The 19,629-nt window shown below is 46.9% G+C and carries 18 protein-coding genes and 1 tRNA gene; 5 read left to right on the top strand and 14 right to left on the bottom strand.

All coding sequences use genetic code 11. From position 1 onward, the window contains the following. From JKY90_06320 to JKY90_06280, 9 genes are all read right to left on the bottom strand, one after another. Nucleotides 1-527: SPOR domain-containing protein (locus JKY90_06320; GenBank protein MBL4851878.1), on the bottom strand; the 527-nt coding region annotated here is incomplete at its 3' end. Between the two features lie 78 nt (nt 528-605). Further along, a complete protein-coding gene (gene folC / locus JKY90_06315) occupies nt 606-1,907 on the bottom strand; it encodes a bifunctional tetrahydrofolate synthase/dihydrofolate synthase (protein MBL4851877.1) in 1,302 nt (433 codons plus the stop codon). A 75-nt stretch (nt 1,908-1,982) separates the two neighbouring features. Beyond that, on the bottom strand, nt 1,983-2,624 hold the full coding sequence (locus JKY90_06310; GenBank protein MBL4851876.1) for a hypothetical protein: 642 nt from the start codon (nt 2,622-2,624) through the stop codon (nt 1,983-1,985). A gap of 343 nt (nt 2,625-2,967) precedes the next feature. Next, complete coding sequence (locus tag JKY90_06305) at nt 2,968-3,864, bottom strand: acetyl-CoA carboxylase carboxyltransferase subunit beta (protein ID MBL4851875.1); 897 nt, start codon at nt 3,862-3,864, stop codon at nt 2,968-2,970. A 26-nt stretch (nt 3,865-3,890) separates the two neighbouring features. Next, on the bottom strand, nt 3,891-4,706 hold the full coding sequence (locus JKY90_06300; GenBank protein MBL4851874.1) for a tryptophan synthase subunit alpha: 816 nt from the start codon (nt 4,704-4,706) through the stop codon (nt 3,891-3,893). Further along, nucleotides 4,703-5,932: a tryptophan synthase subunit beta gene (gene trpB / locus JKY90_06295; protein ID MBL4851873.1), complete on the bottom strand. Its 1,230-nt coding sequence runs from the start codon at nt 5,930-5,932 to the stop codon at nt 4,703-4,705. Before trpB ends, JKY90_06300 begins: the two co-directional genes overlap by 4 nt. Then, on the bottom strand, nt 5,925-6,557 hold the full coding sequence (locus JKY90_06290; GenBank protein ID MBL4851872.1) for a phosphoribosylanthranilate isomerase: 633 nt from the start codon (nt 6,555-6,557) through the stop codon (nt 5,925-5,927). Before JKY90_06290 ends, trpB begins: the two co-directional genes overlap by 8 nt. A 116-nt stretch (nt 6,558-6,673) precedes the next feature. Then, on the bottom strand, nt 6,674-7,456 hold the full coding sequence (gene truA, locus JKY90_06285) for a tRNA pseudouridine(38-40) synthase TruA (protein MBL4851871.1): 783 nt from the start codon (nt 7,454-7,456) through the stop codon (nt 6,674-6,676). 48 nt (nt 7,457-7,504) lie between these two features. Continuing rightward, a complete protein-coding gene (locus JKY90_06280; protein ID MBL4851870.1) occupies nt 7,505-8,380 on the bottom strand; it encodes a polyphosphate kinase 2 family protein in 876 nt (291 codons plus the stop codon). A gap of 570 nt (nt 8,381-8,950) precedes the next feature. Here JKY90_06280 and JKY90_06275 point away from each other — a divergent pair. The 4 genes from JKY90_06275 to JKY90_06260 are packed head-to-tail and all read left to right on the top strand — an operon-like array spanning nt 8,951 to nt 13,158. Beyond that, nucleotides 8,951-10,723 carry a hypothetical protein gene (locus JKY90_06275; protein ID MBL4851869.1) on the top strand — a complete coding sequence of 591 codons (1,773 nt, stop codon included), beginning with the start codon at nt 8,951-8,953 and terminating at the stop codon, nt 10,721-10,723. 11 nt (nt 10,724-10,734) lie between these two features. Further along, complete coding sequence (locus JKY90_06270) at nt 10,735-11,193, top strand: response regulator (protein MBL4851868.1); 459 nt, start codon at nt 10,735-10,737, stop codon at nt 11,191-11,193. 1 nt (nt 11,194) lies between these two features. Then, complete coding sequence (locus tag JKY90_06265; protein ID MBL4851867.1) at nt 11,195-12,778, top strand: response regulator; 1,584 nt, start codon at nt 11,195-11,197, stop codon at nt 12,776-12,778. Beyond that, nucleotides 12,775-13,158 (top strand): response regulator, encoded by a 384-nt coding sequence (locus tag JKY90_06260; protein ID MBL4851866.1) that lies wholly within the window; start codon nt 12,775-12,777, stop codon nt 13,156-13,158. Before JKY90_06265 ends, JKY90_06260 begins: the two co-directional genes overlap by 4 nt. A gap of 195 nt (nt 13,159-13,353) precedes the next feature. On the opposite strand, the gene JKY90_06255 is transcribed toward JKY90_06260, so the two are convergent. Further along, nucleotides 13,354-13,444, bottom strand: a tRNA-Ser gene (locus JKY90_06255). Between the two features lie 137 nt (nt 13,445-13,581). Between JKY90_06255 and mltF the strand changes: the two genes are divergently transcribed. Beyond that, nucleotides 13,582-15,000 (top strand): membrane-bound lytic murein transglycosylase MltF, encoded by a 1,419-nt coding sequence (gene mltF, locus JKY90_06250; protein MBL4851865.1) that lies wholly within the window; start codon nt 13,582-13,584, stop codon nt 14,998-15,000. Between the two features lie 52 nt (nt 15,001-15,052). On the opposite strand, the gene JKY90_06245 is transcribed toward mltF, so the two are convergent. Genes JKY90_06245 through guaB form a run of 4 tightly spaced genes read right to left on the bottom strand, consistent with a single transcriptional unit; the run spans nt 15,053 to nt 19,202 of the window. Then, nucleotides 15,053-15,646, bottom strand: a complete 594-nt coding sequence (locus JKY90_06245) for a DUF922 domain-containing protein (protein MBL4851864.1) — start codon at nt 15,644-15,646, stop codon at nt 15,053-15,055. A gap of 9 nt (nt 15,647-15,655) precedes the next feature. After that, on the bottom strand, nt 15,656-16,126 hold the full coding sequence (gene tadA / locus JKY90_06240) for a tRNA adenosine(34) deaminase TadA (protein ID MBL4851863.1): 471 nt from the start codon (nt 16,124-16,126) through the stop codon (nt 15,656-15,658). An 11-nt stretch (nt 16,127-16,137) separates the two neighbouring features. Then, nucleotides 16,138-17,727 carry a glutamine-hydrolyzing GMP synthase gene (guaA, locus tag JKY90_06235; GenBank protein MBL4851862.1) on the bottom strand — a complete coding sequence of 530 codons (1,590 nt, stop codon included), beginning with the start codon at nt 17,725-17,727 and terminating at the stop codon, nt 16,138-16,140. An 11-nt stretch (nt 17,728-17,738) separates the two neighbouring features. Continuing rightward, nucleotides 17,739-19,202, bottom strand: a complete 1,464-nt coding sequence (gene guaB, locus JKY90_06230) for an IMP dehydrogenase (protein MBL4851861.1) — start codon at nt 19,200-19,202, stop codon at nt 17,739-17,741. Between the last annotated feature and the right edge of the window lie 427 nt (nt 19,203-19,629).

Below are 19,629 nucleotides of genomic sequence, written 5' to 3'. Positions count from 1 at the left end.
TTAGGACCAATTAGCACACGATAACTCGACCCACTGCTACTTTTTACTTCCTTAACAAAGACCTTATAATTATCGGCCTTAAGACGATCATGCAGCCCTGCAGCGTTTTCCTTCGTAGCAAAGCTACCCACCTGAATCACCCATTCTTGAGCGACACTTACAGTAGGCGTCTTGGCCTTAGCATCGTTGGTAATCTTCACATCCGGTTTCTTGGCTAATTTCTGTATCACGGCCGACTCTGAACTAGATTCAGCACTGGAATTAGGCTCATCTTGAGCCGAGCCTACTGCTTGCTGCGGAATAATTTTGGGTTTGCGCGGGGGGCTAGGCACCTCTATCGGCAGCACCTTCACATTAAAATTCGCTGGCTTGGGCGGAATCTCAATAGCTTTCAATACTTCAGCCTCACCATCATTACGACTTGGCAAGATCAGCACTACAATAATAAATAGCGCAACCAAAACGGCCGTGCCCACTACGCGTTGTTTCATCTTACCAGTAGATTGTGGGCTACTTGCTTTCGCCATAATACGAGAAGTTTACCAACTCAATGCACAATCGCAATCATAGCATTATTGTCAAGACCAAGGAGCCCCTAAATCTGTTTAAAACTCAAGTACAGACTCGTCCGCCAACGCCTCATCCAAAGGCATAATAGCCGCCACAGTATAAAACGAACCAAATATCACGATTCGGTCCCCCGCTTTAGTCTTGGCCAAAACCGCCTGCCACGCATCAGCAGGGCTGTCATGGCTATCAAATTGCTTAGCACCTGATTCGAGCAAGGCAGTGCTGAGCTGATCCAAAGATGCTGCACGCTCCGTATCCAATGTAAAAATATGCCAGCTATCGATTTTGTCTATCAAGGGTGATACTACCCCACGAATATCTTTATCAGCAAAAAGGCTTGTCAACGCAAAGGTCTTGCCTTCACTCGGTAAACTTTTCAGACGACTCGATAATTCATTGGCTGCCGCGACATTATGGGCAACATCATAGATACGCGTTACTGGATGTGCCAGTGACCCTGGTACTACTTGAAAACGTGCGGCAAGCACAACGCTTTGTAAACCAGCACGAATGTCAGCTTGAGACAAAGGCAATCGCTCAGATAGACTCTCTAACACTGCGATAACCGCCGCCGCATTGGCCAATTGCACCTCACCACGTAACGCAGGATAAGGTAATGCACTGCGTTGCTTATTAACCCCCCACCAGCTCCAACCCCCAGGCTCCTTGCGATAACCAAACTGCTCGTTAGCCCCCCACCAATCAGCACCCAGCTCCTCGGCAACACGCCGCACGCTTTGCGGTGGGTCGGCATCACCACAGATCGCAGGTCGGCCAGCCCGAAATATCCCGGCTTTTTCAAAACCAATCAACTCACGGTTATCACCTAACCAGGACACATGATCGATAGCGATGCTGGCGATCAATGCCGCATCAGCATCCACTGCATTAGTCGCATCGAGCCGCCCACCCAAGCCCACTTCAAGCAAGGCGACATCGATATTAGATTGGGCAAAAATATCCATCGCGGCCAGCGTGCCAAACTCAAAATAGGTTAACGGTGTATCACCACGTGCGTTATCAATACGCTCAAAACTCTGGCACAACGTTTCATCATCAACCGCTTTATCATCAATCACAATACGCTCGTTATAGCGCAAAATATGCGGTGAAGTGTAAGCACCAACACGATACCCGCCCGCCCGCAGTATCGCTGACAAGAGCGCAACGCACGAACCCTTACCATTGGTTCCAGCTACAGTAATGACAATATAAGGTAATGAGGAAAGTTCCATTACAGCCAGAACGTGTTGCACACGCTCCAGCGTCATATCAATCTTTTTGGGATTGAGGGTTTCTTGCCAATGAAGCCATTTATCCAGGGTTTGGAAACACATAGGTATAGTTTTTTTCAGCTTTTGAAAAATTTCTGGTAACAGGAAGTTTGAAGAAATGACACAGAATGTTGAACACTATCGCTGGAACGACTTGTTATGCATTTTTTGTTGAGATGTAATAATTATTATTTTTCTTTTATGTTCTTCTTCATAAACAATAAGTTCTCTTAAAACCCATTTTCCCATCTCTTTTTCAGCAATAACATATGCCTCAGCTTCGCCTTTTGGGCCGATTACGGTGTAATATAATATGGCTTTCCCTGAACCTCCGCCTATCTGAATGCTGCCTGTTACAAAGAATCCATGCTCAATTGGTGACCCAAGTAACTCAGTTACTTCTGTATTTGACTTGATGGTTTCCAAGGACAGGTTAAATGCATCGCCTTTTAGCATATTTGAAATTGAAAAGAATACTAGTGGAAGAATTACAAATACGATTATTCCTCCAGCAATGCTCCATTTCTTTTGAGTTTTTTTGAAATGCTCAACATCACGCCACAAGCGATTTTTCCAAGCCCATTCATTTCCCTTAGCTCCCAGAACAAACATTAATATTATGTTTACTAAAGGAACGAACATTAAAAGTGCTATGTAAGTGCTATTCCCAATTCCCCATATCCAGTTAAGTAAAAATGCACCCCAGTTCCAGCCTTTTATTTCAGGAGGAACTACAGATTTATTTCCTAAGCCAGATTGATTGCTATGGTCTTGATTCATTCCATTGCCTCTTTAGCAAGTGTAGCCTGGATGAAGTGTAACGAAATCCGGGGCTCAATTGAAACAACCAACCATCCCGGATTCTGCTGCGCGACATCCAGGCTACATAGTATTTTTGTTTTTGGGGTTCATGACCTTTTTATCAGCCTGGTTGTGAGCTTAAACGCGGAATATCGCGAGGACTGTCTGAGCGAGTAAAACGAACGAGTTCCGCAGCGATCGCGTTTGGCCTCGCAACTCAGGGAATCACTGGGACAGCGGCTGATAAGTGAGAGCAATGCTTTTGGTTACTTTTGGCCAAGGAAGCCTTTGATCAATTCATGAAACAATAATGACGAAACCCCTAAGACTCAACAACCTCGACCGACTCCACCACGTCCCCCGAAACCACTAACGGTGACAACATCGATAACAAAGAATGCAAACGATCGCGCATTTCACGTCGATCAACAATCATATCGATAGCGCCATGATCGAGCAAAAACTCGCTGCGCTGAAAACCTTCTGGCAGGGTTTCACGAACGGTTTGTTCTATCACGCGTGGCCCGGCAAAACCAATCAGCGCTTTAGGCTCGCCAACGTTAATATCACCCAGCATGGCAAGACTTGCCGACACACCACCCATGGTTGGGTCGGTCAAAACTGAAACAAATGGCACACCTTTTTTAGATAGACTTGCTAGCGCGGCACTGGTCTTGGCCATTTGCATTAAGGAGATTAGTGCCTCTTGCATGCGGGCACCACCACTGGCGGAAAAACAAATCAGCGGTATCGAGGCTGCTTCTGCGGCTGCGGCTGCACGAACAAATCGCTCACCAACAACCGAACCCATGGAGCCACCCATAAAGGCAAACTCAAAGGCTACCACAACAACAGGCATTTCTTTAAGCTTGCCTCGCATGGCAATCAACGCATCGTTTTCTTCGGTATTCTTTTGTGCCTGGGTAAGACGATCTTTATATTTCTTGCTGTCTTTAAATTTCAGTATATCAATGGGCTGTAAATTGGCTGCAATTTCTTCACGATCATTTTCATCAAGAAACAAATCAAGTCGCCTGCGTGCGCCGATACGATGATGGTGATCGCACTTAGGGCAAACGCTGGCATTACGCTCTAATTCAGCGCGATACAGAGTGGCGCTGCACTTGGGGCACTGAGACCACAGACCCTCAGGAACCGTCTTCTTCGAACCCCCTTCCGTACGAATACGCGAAGGCAATAGTTTCTCAAACCAACTCATTTATTCCCACTCAATAATTCTTGTTATCAGCATTTCGTTGCATTATCCATGGCATAACGAAATGCGCTTAATGTTTCACTAATTATGCTCGGTATTTTAGCAGGCTCGGCGATATTTTCCTCAACTATCTTAACCAGCGTGCTGCCAACAATAACGGCGTCAGCAATCGCTGCAAGGTTTGCTGCATCAGACGGTTCTTTAACACCAAAGCCAACACCCAGAGGCAACTTGCTCAGCCTGCGAATCTCCGTCAATTTAGCGGTCACTGCATCGATATCAAGATTTGCTGCGCCGGTTACTCCTTTCAGAGAAACATAGTAAAGAAATCCATCAGCCATGACATTGATACGCGTAATACGCTGAGCATTACTGGTCGGTGCTAATAAAAAGATGGGATCGATATTTTTTTCCTTTAGTGCTGCCACCAAATCTGTTGCTTCTTCGGGTGGCAAATCAACCGTCAGTACACCATCGACACCGGCATTAGCCGAATTTTCAGCAAAATATTTATAACCCATGGCTTCAACAGGGTTGAGATAACCCATCAAGACGATGGGTGTTTTATTGTCACGTTGGCGAAAGATTTTCACCATGCCCAACACGTCATGCAAGCTGACATTGTGCGCAAGTGCGCGCTCACTAGCACGTTGGATAACCGGGCCATCGGCCATCGGGTCAGAAAAGGGTACGCCAAGCTCGATAATGTTTGCCCCGGCGTTGACCATGGCATGCATCAGCTCCACGGTAATGCCTGGCTCGGGGTCGCCTGCGGTGACAAAAGGGATAAGCGCTTGACGGCCTGCCGTGGCTAAATCTGAAAAACAGGCAGCAATACGGCTCATATTTCAATCCCTTCATGTGCTGCTACGGTATGAATATCTTTATCTCCCCGACCAGATAAGCTAACTATAATCATTGCGTCTTTAGCATAATCACGCGCGATATTTTTCACATGCGCCAAAGCATGGCTGGTCTCCAGTGCGGGCATAATGCCTTCGGTGCGAGTCACATCATGAAAGGCAGCCAGCGCCTCATTATCGGTTGCCACGGCGTACTGTGCGCGGCCACAATCTTTCAACCAGGCATGCTCTGGGCCAACCCCAGGATAATCAAGTCCCGCAGAAACAGAATGAGTTTCGATAATCTGACCTGAATCGGTTTGCATAAGGTAGGTACGGTTACCGTGCAGAACGCCAGGTCGTCCAGCATTCAGTGGCGCAGCATGACGCCCTGTTTCGAGGCCATCACCGGCTGCTTCAACACCAATTAACTCAACATCATGGTCTCCTATAAATGGGTAGAATAAACCCATGGCATTGGAACCACCGCCAACACAGGCAACTAATGCAACGGGTAGCTTGCCTGTTTGCTCTAACGCCTGTGCCCGCGCTTCACGACCGATAATGGCCTGAAAATCACGTACCATTGCCGGATAAGGGTGTGGGCCAGCGACGGTGCCAATAATATAGAAGGTGTTATCAACATTGGTCACCCAGTCACGCATGGCTTCGTTCAATGCGTCTTTCAAAGTCTTGGAACCTGACTCTACAGCGACAACCTCAGCGCCGAGCAAGCGCATACGAAAGACGTTAATCATTTGTCGTTTGATATCTTCAGCGCCCATGTAAACCACGCATTCAAGTCCCATACGAGCGCACACTGTGGCAGTAGCAACGCCATGCTGGCCGGCGCCGGTCTCGGCAATGATGCGTGTCTTACCCATACGCTTGGCTAGCAGCACTTGGCCTACTGTGTTATTGATTTTGTGTGCGCCGGTATGATTGAGATCTTCGCGTTTAAAATAAATTTGCGCGCCGCCGAGATTTTTAGACCAGCGCTGCGCATGATAGAGCGGTGAGGGGCGGCCAACAAATTGGCTAAAATCGGCATCCATTTCGGCCATAAATTCGGGGTCACTACGATAATGTTCGTAGGCTTCGCGTAATTCGGCAATCGGTTCCATTAAGGTCTCAGCGGCGAAGCAACCACCATAGGGACCAAAATGGCCATTTTCATCGGGCAGATTCAACAGTTCATCGAAATCACTACTGTCATTTACTTTAGTCATTGCGTCTTTCAACAGTGTTTACACTCCGTATAAAATCTTTCATTTTTCTGCTGTCTTTAATGCCTTTGGCAGACTCAATACCGCCACTGACATCGACAGCAAAGGGCTGTATTTGCTCTATCGCCGTGGCAACATTATCTGACGTAAGACCACCAGCAAGAATAATGGGGCACGCTATACCACTCGGCACGCGCGCCCAGTCAAAAGTCTGGCCGCTGCCTCCTGCAACACCGGCTTGATAGCTATCTAATAGTAGCCCGCGCGACTGTGCATGGTGCGCTGAAAGTGTGGGCAGATCGACACCTTGCTGCATGCGTACTGCCTTGATATAAGGCCAGTCATAACGCTGACACTGCTCAGCGCTTTCATCACCATGGAACTGCAAAAGATCGATCGGCAACTCGGTGAGTACTGCTTCGACCTCGCTAACTTCAGGGTCAACAAATAGCGCGACGATAGTAACAAACGCGGGCACCGCAGCAATCACTTCGCGCGCTTGCTCAATCGTCACCGAGCGAGGGCTGGGCGGATAAAACACAAGACCCAGCGCATCAACACCCAGCTCAGCCGCAATGTGTGCGTCTGCTGGACGTGTGATGCCACAATATTTGACTCGCGTACGCATCAATCACACCATGTAACGCAGATAAACGCCATGCGTCATCTGTCATAATTAAACATATAAGGATAGCAGATAGAAACAGGCAGTAGCCAGCGCTAGCAACAGCTTAGAGAAGCATCTTAAAGACAAAAACCCAGGTCACTGCTACGCTGAGGCAATTGCACTGATTGCGGATACGTCACCGCAACCAGGTAAAGGCCATCAGGCGTAGCAGTCACTCCACCTTGGCGCCGATCTTTACTGGCTAACACTTCGGCTGCCCACGATACCGGTCGCACACCCTCACCAATGGCGATTAATACGCCGGCGATATTACGCACCATATTGTGTAAAAACGCATTGGCCTCGACATCAATAATAAGGGTGTCGTGCAGGCGGCTCACTTTGATATCAACAATACGCCGCGTCGCTGTGTGAGCCTGGCATGACGAGGCACGAAACGCACTGAAATCGTGTGTTCCTAGTAGTGCCTGAGCCGCCTCATGCATGTGTGCCTCATCCAGATGACGTGGATGCCAGCTCATTGCTGCCGGCAAAACACCCGGGCGCGCGCGTCGATTAAGCAATAAATAACGGTAACGACGCGTCAGCGCACTAAAACGTGCATGAAATTCATCATCGACCCGTGCTGCCCAATGCACTGCAATATCTTTAGGCAAACTTGATGTGATACCCAACATCCAGTTATAGGGATCACGCGACACTTGCGTATCGAAATGCACAACCTGCTCCAAGGCATGAACACCGGCATCGGTTCTGCCTGCTGCAACGACTTTAATTTCAGCGTTAGCGACCTTACTTAAGGCAACTTCCAAACAACCTTGCACGGTGCGTTGGCCAGGTTGACTCTCCCATCCTTTAAAATGAGTACCATTATATTCAACACCTAAAGCTATTCTCATTAACCCTTGCTTATTTGCCCTTAAAATATTTTCTTATCAATACAGGCTTTACTTATTGGCCACCAAGTTTTTTCTTATTTGTTGCAATTTCTCTGCTTGTTTTGTATCAAGGCTAGGGTATTTTAAATCCAGCGACTCCAAGGTCTCGGCAATAATTTCTGCCACTTTGATGCGCATGACGCGTTTATCATCAGCAGGGATTGCATACCAGGGCGCCCAGGGGCGAGAAGTCTCATTCAACGCGGCCTCATAAGCCGCCATATAATCATCCCAATGCTGTCTTTCTTCAATATCTGAAGATGAAAATTTCCAGTTTTTTTCCGGGGTATCAATTCGCGCCAGAAACCGCTGTTTTTGCTCTGCTTTGGAAACATTAAGCCAAAATTTAATGATGACCGTACCATTTCTTGCCAAATGATGCTCATGCTGGCGAATTGACTCATAACGTTGGCACCATAATTCGCTATCTTCGACCCTGTTCGGCAGGCGCTGATAGCGCAAATACTCTGGATGCACACGGACAACCAATACTTCTTCGTAATAGCTACGGTTAAAAACACCAATACGCCCCCGCTCAGGCATACGCTTAGCCGTGCGCCAGAGAAAGTCGTGATCCAGTTCTTCTTTTGATGGTTGCTTAAAACTAAACACCTGGCAACCGGCAGGATTAATGCCGCGCGTTACAGCGCGAATCGTGCTGTCTTTACCAGCTGCATCCATCGCCTGAAATACCAATAACACGGCATACTCATCCTGGGCATGCAACATTTTTTGATCATCGTCGATACGATCATTTAATTGGCTTAGGTTTTTTTGATATGCTTTTTTACCATAACTAAGATCTTCTATTTTTGTTAGGCTATGTGCTATTGAAAAACTATTGTCAAATGGCACAAGAAAATCATTGTCAATTGCTTTAAACATTTTTAATTTACCCATATAACCAGCTATAAGTATTGGCAATTTATTATATAACATGATCATCCCGCCTAGGGCTCATCGTCCAAGGCTGCTGGAGAGTCACTATATAGTTACTACATAGCGTATCAGTATACTGTCAGCATAGATATATGGAACCAGCAGACACCTGTTTCGTTTTTTTCTCAGATTATTGACCTGCTCACTCTCTTTGGGAATCTCTTTGTTAATTTTTTCCATAAGTAGAAAAATCAAACATTAAGTAAGAAGCAATCCTTATTAAGAAGGCAAAACTAAATGCAAATGTTCAACCATAACTAACCGGTCAACAACCAGAAAACACACAGACCCATCTAAAAACGTGATCCGGAAATAGTTCTTCTTATAATGTCAAGGAATAGCCCGGCTTGCCGATAGTTATACATAACCACTCAAATAAAGAGTGGGGGAATACATTTTTAGTCCACATATCTTAATTGACATAGTTTGACTTAATAATGTCCATCACATAGGGATTTGTGTGGTCGGTAAGTTCTGCTGGCAGAACTAAACTATCGTACACAGGGAAAGTGTTATATGCAGAACTCGAATGAAGCTGTACTGGCTTCTGCAACGGTAATCGAACAACCAGCCGTACAGACTAGCTGGCCAAAACAGGAAGAATTAACAAAACTCCCGCGCTGGATGCTATTTGGCATCGTGATAGTCTGCGTATTGCCGTTTCTGTTAAATACACTCGGTATTGATTTCGCATCGCCGGCCAAAGTCCTTGATCTGTCAACTGCAGGTGCACTGTCTCCAGCACACCTGACCGATGCACTGTTCTACCAGCTAAATGGAGCCTTTACCCATGCCCTGCTTGAATGGGCTGCATTCAGCATAGCGATTTTTACCTTCGTACTGGCATTTTCGCATTACCGCATCACGGGTAATATCACAACACCTATCATTGGTTTTGCCCTGCTCTGTGCCGGTTGCATGGATGCCTTTCATACCCTAGCAGCGACACGCCTGATCGAGGCCTTGGCTGAAAACAACAGCCTGGTTCCATTTACCTGGGCGATTAGTCGGGTATTCAATGCGTCCATCATGGTCCTTGGCATCAGCTTTCTTCTGCTAAGTAATATCAACAAGATCAAGTCCCAGTTCAGCTACTTTGTTGTCGTCAGCCTGGTTTTTGTGCTGGTTGCCTACTTGGTCATTGATTACGCGGCCACTCACGCTCAACTGCCACAGACAATGTTCCCTGACGCAGCGATTACAAGACCATGGGACGTAGCACCCCTGCTGTTATTCCTGATTGCAGGTCTGTATATCTATCCTAGATTTTACAAGAAGAACCCAAGCCTGTTCGCTCATGCCCTGGTGCTCAGCGCCATACCACAGGTCGTTGTTGAAATTCATATGGCTTTCGGCTCTACGGCACTGTTTGATAACCACTTCAATATTGCCCATTTCCTGAAGATCATCGCCTATGCCGTGCCCTTTTCTGGCCTGGTGCTGGATTATATTCGTATCCATCGACAACTGGACATTACCAACAAGACGCTTGGCACGGTGCTTGAAAAGTCAAAAGCAAGCGAATTGGCACTGACAGTAGCCAATAAGCATGCTGTGACTACGATGACCCGTCTAGAGCAGTCAAACCAGGAGCTTGAACAGTTTGCCTATATCGCATCACATGACTTGCGTGAACCACTGCGCAAGATCTCAAATTACGCTGAGCTATTCGCCCAGCGCTATGCAGACAAGGTTGACGAAAAAGGCAACAAGTATATTGGCTACATAACTGATGGTACCCAGCGCATGGATCGACTGATCCATGACCTGCTGCTATATTCCCGCGCGTCACAGTCAACTGATCAATCCGAAACTCTTGATATGAACGAAGTGCTCAAGACCGCACTGGAGAATATTGAACTATCCGTTAATAAATCCCAGGCAAAAATTACACACGACGATTTACCAGTAGTCAGTGGCAAAAAAACACAGCTAGAGCAAGTCCTGCAAAACCTTATAAGCAACGCAATAAAGTTTTGTGGCGATAAACCACCGCGCATACATATTGCCGTCATTGAATATGAAAAAGAATGGGAGTTCTCGGTGCGCGATGAAGGTATCGGCTTTGACAGCCAGCAAGCCCAACGCATCTTTTCTATCTTCAAACGGCTGCACACGCACAATAAATATGATGGCACAGGAATTGGCCTAGCAATCTGCAAGACCTGTGTTGAACGACATGATGGCCGAATATGGGCTGAGTCTGACTCTGGCAAAGGGGCTACATTCTTTTTTACGATCAGCAAATCGCTTCACGACCCAAAAACCTTGAATAGTAATACTCGGTGAGAGAGCAAGAAATGCAGCAGACAACAATTCATGTGTTAATCGTTGATGATGATAAGAGTGACCAGGATATGCTCATTGATATTCTGGATGACTGTGCTTCAAAGTTGGACATATCCACGCTGGATGATGGTGACGTCGTCATGGACTATTTGTACAAAAAAGGGGTCTATGAACATGCTGTGCTCCCTGATTTGATTTTGCTTGATCTTAATATGCCCTTAAAAGATGGCCGTGAGGTTCTGCGTGAGATCAAAACAGACCCTAATACCTGCCACATCCCGGTCGTCATCCTCAGCACCTCAATAAACAAGATAGATATCTGCGACTCATACGCTCATGGCGCAAATGCCTATGTCAGAAAAGAGGTTGGGCTGCAAAATTTTATGGCATCCATTCAGCACATTGAACAATTCTGGATGCGTACATCAATTTTACCTTCCTGCTGCAATCAGCATTCAGAGCTTGCCTAGCATGAATTCACCCGTATTAAATATATTATTGGTCGAAGATGACTCCGGCGATGCAGATTATCTGCAGGATATTATTTCCGATGCTCCCGGGGTTTCAGTCAATATAACGATCAGCGACCGGCTTGAAAATGCCCTGCGCGCACTCGCCGAGACTGACTTCGATACCGTGTTACTAGATCTCAACCTACCTGACAGTAATGGCATCGAAACATTTAAAAAAATACATGAGCCTAATAAAAACACCCCTGTCATTGTCCTAACCGGGTTGAATGACGAGTCAACCGCACTCAAGTGCATGCAAGAAGGCGCTCAGGATTACCTCGACAAAACCGGACTCAGCTGCTCCCTGCTGATGCGCACCATACGCCATTCCATTGAACGTCAGCGCCTATTGCAAGTTGTTGACCAGATGCGGAAAAAGGATACCCAGAGAAAGGATGCCTTTATCTCGCATATCTCCCACGAATTGCGCTCACCCATGGCCTCCATCTACCAGTTCAGTTCACTGCTGCTGGACGGTGCCGCAGGCGACATTAACGAGGAACAGACCGAATTTCTGGAAATCATCATGCGTAATTCCAAACAGCTACGCAAAATGATTGATGACCTGCTTGAAATGAGTCGTGCGGACACAGGCAAACTCAGCTTTGAACCCCGACACACAGATTTGGGTGCGGTGTTCGACGAGAGCATCAATGCCCTCAGCCCAGCTTCCGCTGACAAGGGTATCAATCTGCTCGTCGACATCGATAGCAATCTTCCCGCCGTCTTTGCTGATCCAGTGCGGGTTCGCCAGATATTGACAAACCTCATTGATAACGCCAACAAGTTCACTCCCGCAGGCGGGGCAATCACCGTGAAGGCGCAAATACATGCCAATGAACCCGACAATGTGCTGATTTCAATCAGTGATACCGGCGAAGGGATTCAACCGGAAAATGCAAAAAAAATATTCGATCGACTATACCAGCAGGACCCATCCATCGATACGGGGCTTAGCGGCCTAGGGCTTGGCCTGCATATTTGCAAGGAACTGGTTGACTATCACGGGGGCAGAATCTGGGTGGATAGCGAGGAAGGAGAAGGCAGTAATTTCTATTTCACGCTGCCTATTTATTCAATCAAGCGCTTTATGGAGCCTGTTTTCAATACCTGGGAGCAAGACAGTAGTGATCTCAGTCTGGTTAAAATTAACCTCCATCCCCGTGGGACTAATAAACCGGATACGGATAACGAAGTGGCGCTGCAAACCGCACGCCAAGTCGTTGGAAAAACCATCCTGCATGGCTGTGATGTGCTGTTGCCAAGACAAAATAGAACTGTATTAGATAAAACGCTCTTCGTTGTTGCCACCGCAGATTACAACGGTGCCAGCGCACTCAGCAATCGACTGGCAAAGAGACTGCGGTTATGCGAAGAATTGGATAATTCGCGCCTTGAACTGGAAATCACCCATGAGCCTGTCTTTTCACGACATACATCAAACCAGTACGAAACAGCATTACTCACACAGCAAGCAGAGATTGTTCAGACAGTTGAAAGAATGATTGAAAATAGCGCTATCGATAAGGAGGTCGTCGCATGACAAAGCAAAAAATATTAATTATCGAAGATGATAAAGACCAGTTAAAAGGACTTTTGGCACGACTGAGAATGAGTGGTTACGACGTGGTTACCGCCACAGATGCTATCACGGCAATCTCCGCCACCCGCAAGGCAGACCCTGACTTGATTTTACTCGATATTGGTTTGCCAGCTGGCGATGGGTTCCTCGTTTTGCAACGACTCGAAGACATGGGGCTAAACACCATGCCGGTAATCATCCTCTCGGGAAGGGATCCCTGGCAGAATGAAGAAAAAGCACTTGCAGCTGGTGCTGTAGCATTTCTTCAGAAACCGGTTGATAACAATGTGTTGCTAACAACTATTAGTAAAGAATTGGGCCCTATTAAAAAATCTGCGTAATAACTATTATAAGTAACTCATGCGCCAATGGTGCTCGCCTATCTAAGCGGGAATTTTTAGCTCTAGCGGCCAACATTGATTAGGGATCAATTGAACTTAACAGTAAAGAGACTGTCGGGCATAGCGAGTTAGCTATGCTGAAATGTGCTATAGCTTCCTGCTAAACGCAGAGACAACTCGCAACTCTTGATAAAATGGCGGAGAAGAAGGGATTCGAACCCTTGTGGGGCTCACGCCCCCAACCGATTTCGAGTCGGTGCCGTTATGACCGCTTCGGTACCTCTCCATTTTGGTCACCAAACACCACTTGGCACCTAGAAATTAGCGCCTAATCATGCTAGGATTTAACTTGCTTTATTAGCAGTTTCGATAAACTCAAACCTGCTTAATTATATTATATAATTCTACAGCAATGGCTCTGAAATGGTTTTTTTCTCTGCACTTAACCCAACAAAACGTTCTACGCCCTGGCTATTATCGCTGGCTGTAGCAACGATGTTAAGTCTTTCTGCGTGCAATCAATCCACCTCTGTATTACAGCAAGTCAAAGAATCAAAACAACTTGTCGTCGTAACCCGAAATAGCGCCACCACCTACTACGAAGGCAATGATGGGCCGTCCGGTCTTGAGTATGAATTACTTAAGCGCTTCGCAGAATCATTGAATGCCGAGCTTAGTCTAATCGTATCGGGCAATTTACACGAAGTCATTCCCATGGTTGCAAACAATGAAGTTCATTTCGCAGCAGCTGGGCTCACTGTCACTAACGACAGAAAGAAGTTAGTACGTTTTAGCGAGCCATACCAGAAAATAGAACAACAACTTATCTATCGATCAACCGGCACAAAACCGAAAAATATTAATAGCATTGGCAAGCAAAAATTGGCCGTCATTGCTGGCAGCAGTCATGCTGAATTACTAAACCAGCTAAAAAAAGAGCATCAAAGCTTAGCATGGATAGAAAGCGACAATAGCGATGAAGAAGAAATGCTTGATCGAGTTTGGCGACGGGATCTCGATTTAACCATTGCTGACTCAAACACGATGACCCTTAATCGTCGCCTCTACCCGGAACTACGTGTCGCCTTTAACCTGACAGAACCTGAGTCGCTTGCCTGGGCCTTTCCCCTATCTCAGGACAGCAGCCTGTTTCGAGCTGCCAATGAATTTATCAGCGAGTTGAAAAATAGCGGCGAAATGGATCGGCTGCTCGAGCGCTACTACGGTCATCTAGATAATTTTAATTATGTCGAGACCAAATGGTTTAATCAGCACCGCCAAAAGCGCTTACCCGAATTTGAACCATTTTTCATTCAGGCTGGCGCTCGACATGGTGTTGACTGGCAATTACTTGCTGCGATCGGTTACCAGGAATCACACTGGCGTCCTGATGCCAAATCACCGACTGGCGTACGTGGAATCATGATGCTAACACTGCCTACTGCCCAACAGCTGGGCGTAGAAAATCGACTCGACCCAGTACAAAGCATCTGGGGTGGCGCCAAATACTTCAGCCAGCTCAAAGCATTGCTAAAAGATTCGGTAACAGAGCCCGATCTAACATGGCTGACACTCGCCGCTTACAATATCGGACTTGGCCATGTAAGAGATGCACAAATTCTCGCTGAAGAGCGTGGTGGTAACCGTAATAAATGGCTTGATATCAAAACAGCACTGCCGCTATTGCAACAAAAACGTTGGCACACCACCACACGTCATGGCTATGCACGCGGTAAAGAGGCAGTGACTTATGTCACCAACATCAGAAAATATTACGATCAGTTGAGCGAGGAATACAGCCCCTTGCAAGCCTCATCTCTCCAGTTCAGAGAAGCCTCATAATCTCGGGCTATTGACTCTTAAATTACAGTAACAGCCAAGGGTTACACAAGTCCTAAGGGAAAACGGCGCCTTGAGTTGCACCATATCTTGTATCACGGTCATAGTGCTTTTCCCGCCGTAGATAATTAGCCAGCACTCTTACTGCTAGACTCTGTGCATCACGCCGTAGCGATAAACAATCTCGAGCATAAGGCATCGCCAGTAACCGCTGCTCAATAGCTGTAGCTGCATTGATACCCCAATCTCGATGGCCATGCTCGTGCTCAAGCAAAGCAGCATAATATTTTTGCCAACGTGCCTTAGTTGCAATGAGAATTTTCGATGAAGATCGTTCGCCACCGACCCAGCGAGGCAATATATACCTGACCTTAAGCTTGGTAGAGACCGTATTGATTTTACAGCCCTTTAGATCATCATCGTAGCGAAAACGCCATGCCAAAAACCACGAAACATAGGCATCGTAACCCCCTTTGACAAACATTCTGCGCTGCGTATTCATGCTTTGTCGAATCGACTGAGGGCTGTCACCTTCAACATTATAATAACGCGTTTGTTCAATAACATCAGGTTCGCAAAATGCAATCACTGGCATAATAATCAGCAAGAGCAACAAAGCAATACAATAACGCTGACCAAAATACATCACCAGGAATGATTAGCCACGACGTTTGCGAAAGAAAGTTCTCAGCAGCCGTGAACTTTCTTCTGCTGCGACACCGCCACTGATCTCTACACGATGATTAAAAGCAGCATTAGAGAATACGTCGATAACACTCCCCGCAGCACCCGCTCGCGGGTCTGTCGCCGCATACACCACACGCTTAATGCGCGCATGGATGATAGCGCCTGCACACATCGAACAAGGTTCCAACGTGACATAGAGTGTGACATCTAACAGGCGGTAATTATCCATAGCTTTTGCTGCGGCACGCAGCACGATAATCTCTGCATGCGCGGTGGGGTCAACATCACCGATCGGCCTGTTCCACCCCTCAGCAATCAACTGCCCTGCTTTAACAATACACGCACCGACCGGCACTTCACCTGCTTGCTCGGCTTTATTCGCCAAACTCAGCGCATGGCGCATCCAATGTCTATCTTGCTCATTCTGGCTAGACAAAGGCAGCTCGCGCACGCCTATTCCCACTCAATAGTTGCCGGTGGTTTACCAGAAATATCGTAAGTGACGCGAGAGATGCCATCGACTTCGTTGATGATGCGGTTAGAAATACGGCCCAGCAAATCATAAGGCAGCTCAGCCCAGTGTGCTGTCATAAAATCGCTGGTAACAACGGCGCGTAGCGCGACAACATAATCATAGCGACGGCCATCGCCCATAACACCGACTGATTTGACAGGTAGAAATACAACGAAGGCCTGACTGGTTTTATCGTACCAACCTGCCTGACGTAATTCTTCAAGATAAATGGCATCTGCCTTACGCAGCAAATCGGCATATTCTTTTTTTACTTCGCCGAGAATACGTACAGCCAAGCCGGGGCCAGGAAATGGATGACGGTAAACCATCTCAGTTGGCAAACCTAGCTCAACACCTATTTTCCTCACTTCGTCTTTGAATAATTCACGCAGCGGCTCAAGTAATTTAAGCTGCATACGCTCAGGCAGACCACCGACATTATGGTGTGACTTAATAACATGCGCCTTACCTGTACGTGAACCAGCCGATTCAATAACATCGGGGTAAATTGTCCCTTGCGCCAACCATTTTACGTCTTTGATTTTGGCGGATTCAGCATCAAAGACATCAATAAATAAGCCGCCAATGATTTTGCGTTTTTTCTCTGGATCAGTTTCTTCAAGCAATGCATCGAAAAATAATTTCTCCGCATTAACACGAATAACATTCACACCCATATGCTGCGCCATAGCAGCCATAACCTGGTCGCCCTCGTCAAGACGTAGCAAGCCGGTATCGACAAACACACACGTTAGTTGGTCGCCTATGGCCTTATGCAATAAGGCAGCAACAACAGAAGAATCAACGCCACCCGACAGACCTAACAATACTTTGTCATTGCCCACTTGTTGCTGAATGACAGCTATACTCTCTTCAACAATATTAGCAGGCGTCCAATTTGATGGGCACTGACAAATAGTATGAATAAATCGCCCTAAAAGATTCTCACCTTGCTTGGTATGAACAACCTCAGGATGAAATTGCAAACCGTAATAATGGCGTGACTCATCGGCTATAGCCGCATACGCTGCATGTTCACTGCTGGCAATGACACGAAAATTATCCGGCATTTTACTAACGCGATCACCGTGACTCATCCATACGTCAAGCAATGCTCGGCCGTCAGCGTTAGTGCGGTCTTTAATATCTTTCAACAACACTGAATCAGCACTGACAGTAACTTCAGCATAGCCAAACTCGCGCATCGTAGACGACTCAACGACACCACCTAATTGCGCAACTAGCGTTTGCATTCCATAGCAAATACCCAGTACGGGCACGGCAAGATCAAACACGATTTGTGGTGCGGCAACCGCTTCACTATCAACAACCGATTCTGGCCCGCCGGAGAGAATAATGCCCTGTGGGTCAAAGGCTATAATTTCTTCCGTACTGACATCGTAGGGATATATTTCACAATATACCCCTGCCTCACGCACGCGACGACCAATTAACTGGGTAGTTTGCGAACCGAAATCAAGAATGAGAATGCGGTAGTCATGTGCCTGATAGGCCAGAGTATCTGTCATCGTACTCAAGGCTAGCTTCTGTCGATGCGATAATTGGGCGCTTCTCGTGTAATGGTCACGTCATGAACGTGACTTTCCTGCATACCAGCACCCGTTACCCGCACGAACTCTGGCTTGGTGCGCATCGTTGCAACATCCCCGCAACCGGTATAACCCATACTCGCACGCAAACCACCCATAAGCTGATGAATAATTGCCACTGCAGTGCCTTTATATGGAACACGACCTTCTATACCTTCTGGCACCAGTTTTTCAACCGCTGAGGTATCCTGAAAATAGCGATCACTCGAACCTTGCTGCATCGCAGCAATCGAGCCCATGCCACGATAAGACTTATAAGATCGACCTTGAAACAGTTCAACTTCACCTGGCGATTCTTCTGTACCGGCAAACATACTACCGATCATGACAGCATGCGCACCGGCAGCAATACACTTGGCCAGATCACCAGAAAAGCGAATACCACCATCAGAAATCAAAGGGACGTCTGTCCCTTTAAGACCTTCAGCAACATTAGCGATTGCCGTAATTTGCGGCACACCGACACCCGTGACAATACGAGTGGTACAAATAGAACCAGGGCCAATACCCACTTTAACGGCATCAGCACCCGCAGCAACTAAAGCCTTGGCCGCTGAGGCCGTCGCAATATTGCCACCAATGATTTGGATATCAGGATAGTGTTTTTTAATCCAACTAACACGATCCAGCACCCCTTGTGAATGACCATGTGCGGTATCAACAGCAATTACATCAACACCTGCGCCTACTAACGCATCAACGCGTTCTTCACAATCACCACCGGTACCAACCGCCGCGCCAACACGCAAACGCGCATAATCATCTTTGCATGCATTGGGAAAATCAGTGGCCTTTTGAATGTCCTTAACCGTAATCATGCCGCGTAAGGCAAAAGCATCGTTAACTACTAGCACTTTCTCAATACGATGCTGATGCAATAACGCCATCACCTCTTCACGCGAAGCGCCCTCACGCACTGTCACCAAACGTTCTTTTGGTGTCATCACACTCGAAACCGGTGCATCCAAACGTGTTTCAAAGCGTAAATCACGGTGAGTCACAATGCCCACCAACTCGTCACCATCGATCACCGGCACACCCGAAATTTTATGTTGTCGGGTCAAACGTAAAACTTCATCAATTGTCGTAGTAGGCGTCACTGTAATGGGATCTTTAATAACGCCGCTTTCAAATTTCTTGACGATGGCCACTTGATCACGCTGCTCTTCGACACTTAAATTCTTATGGATAATGCCAAGCCCACCTTCCTGTGCCAAACAAATAGCCAGGCCAGAATCGGTAACGGTATCCATTGCTGCGGACAGCAGCGGAATATTAAGGGAAATGTCTCTCGTTAAGCGCGTCTGTAAGCTTGTTTCTTTGGGTAGCACCGTCGAGTGCGCGGGCAACAGCAGAATGTCGTCAAAGGTGAGAGCTTCTTGGATGATGCGCATGGGTTCACCAGAGTAGTAAACGCCTCATTGTATCAAGGACTTGCCGTTATAGTAAATACTTACTGACTGGCATAGTGAACAAACACATTATTACGCACAAGATAGTGTCGCTACCTCGTATATGGTCTCCTCCCAGCTTGCAAGACTTTTTTGATGCGTATGACAGGGACAGGATTGCTCTCGTATATCCGGCCTGTTAACGGGGTACTATCCCCTGGCCTCGATGAAATGTGCGCGTACTGTCCTTATCGTGATATCGGCATAAGATGCCTACGAGGTAGCCAGGTTTTCAATACGCCAGTCTTGTATCTTAAATCCCGTGGAAGACATAAGCATTGTTTTACACTATCCAAGGTGATTGGATAAAGGGGTAGAGACACTGTAACGAGTCTTAGTGTTCATCACTCTGTGGGTCAGATTAGTGCCT

Source organism: Gammaproteobacteria bacterium, assembly GCA_016765075.1.
In the GTDB taxonomy this organism is placed as follows: Bacteria; Pseudomonadota; Gammaproteobacteria.
This window is presented reverse-complemented; position numbering and strand designations above follow the sequence as displayed.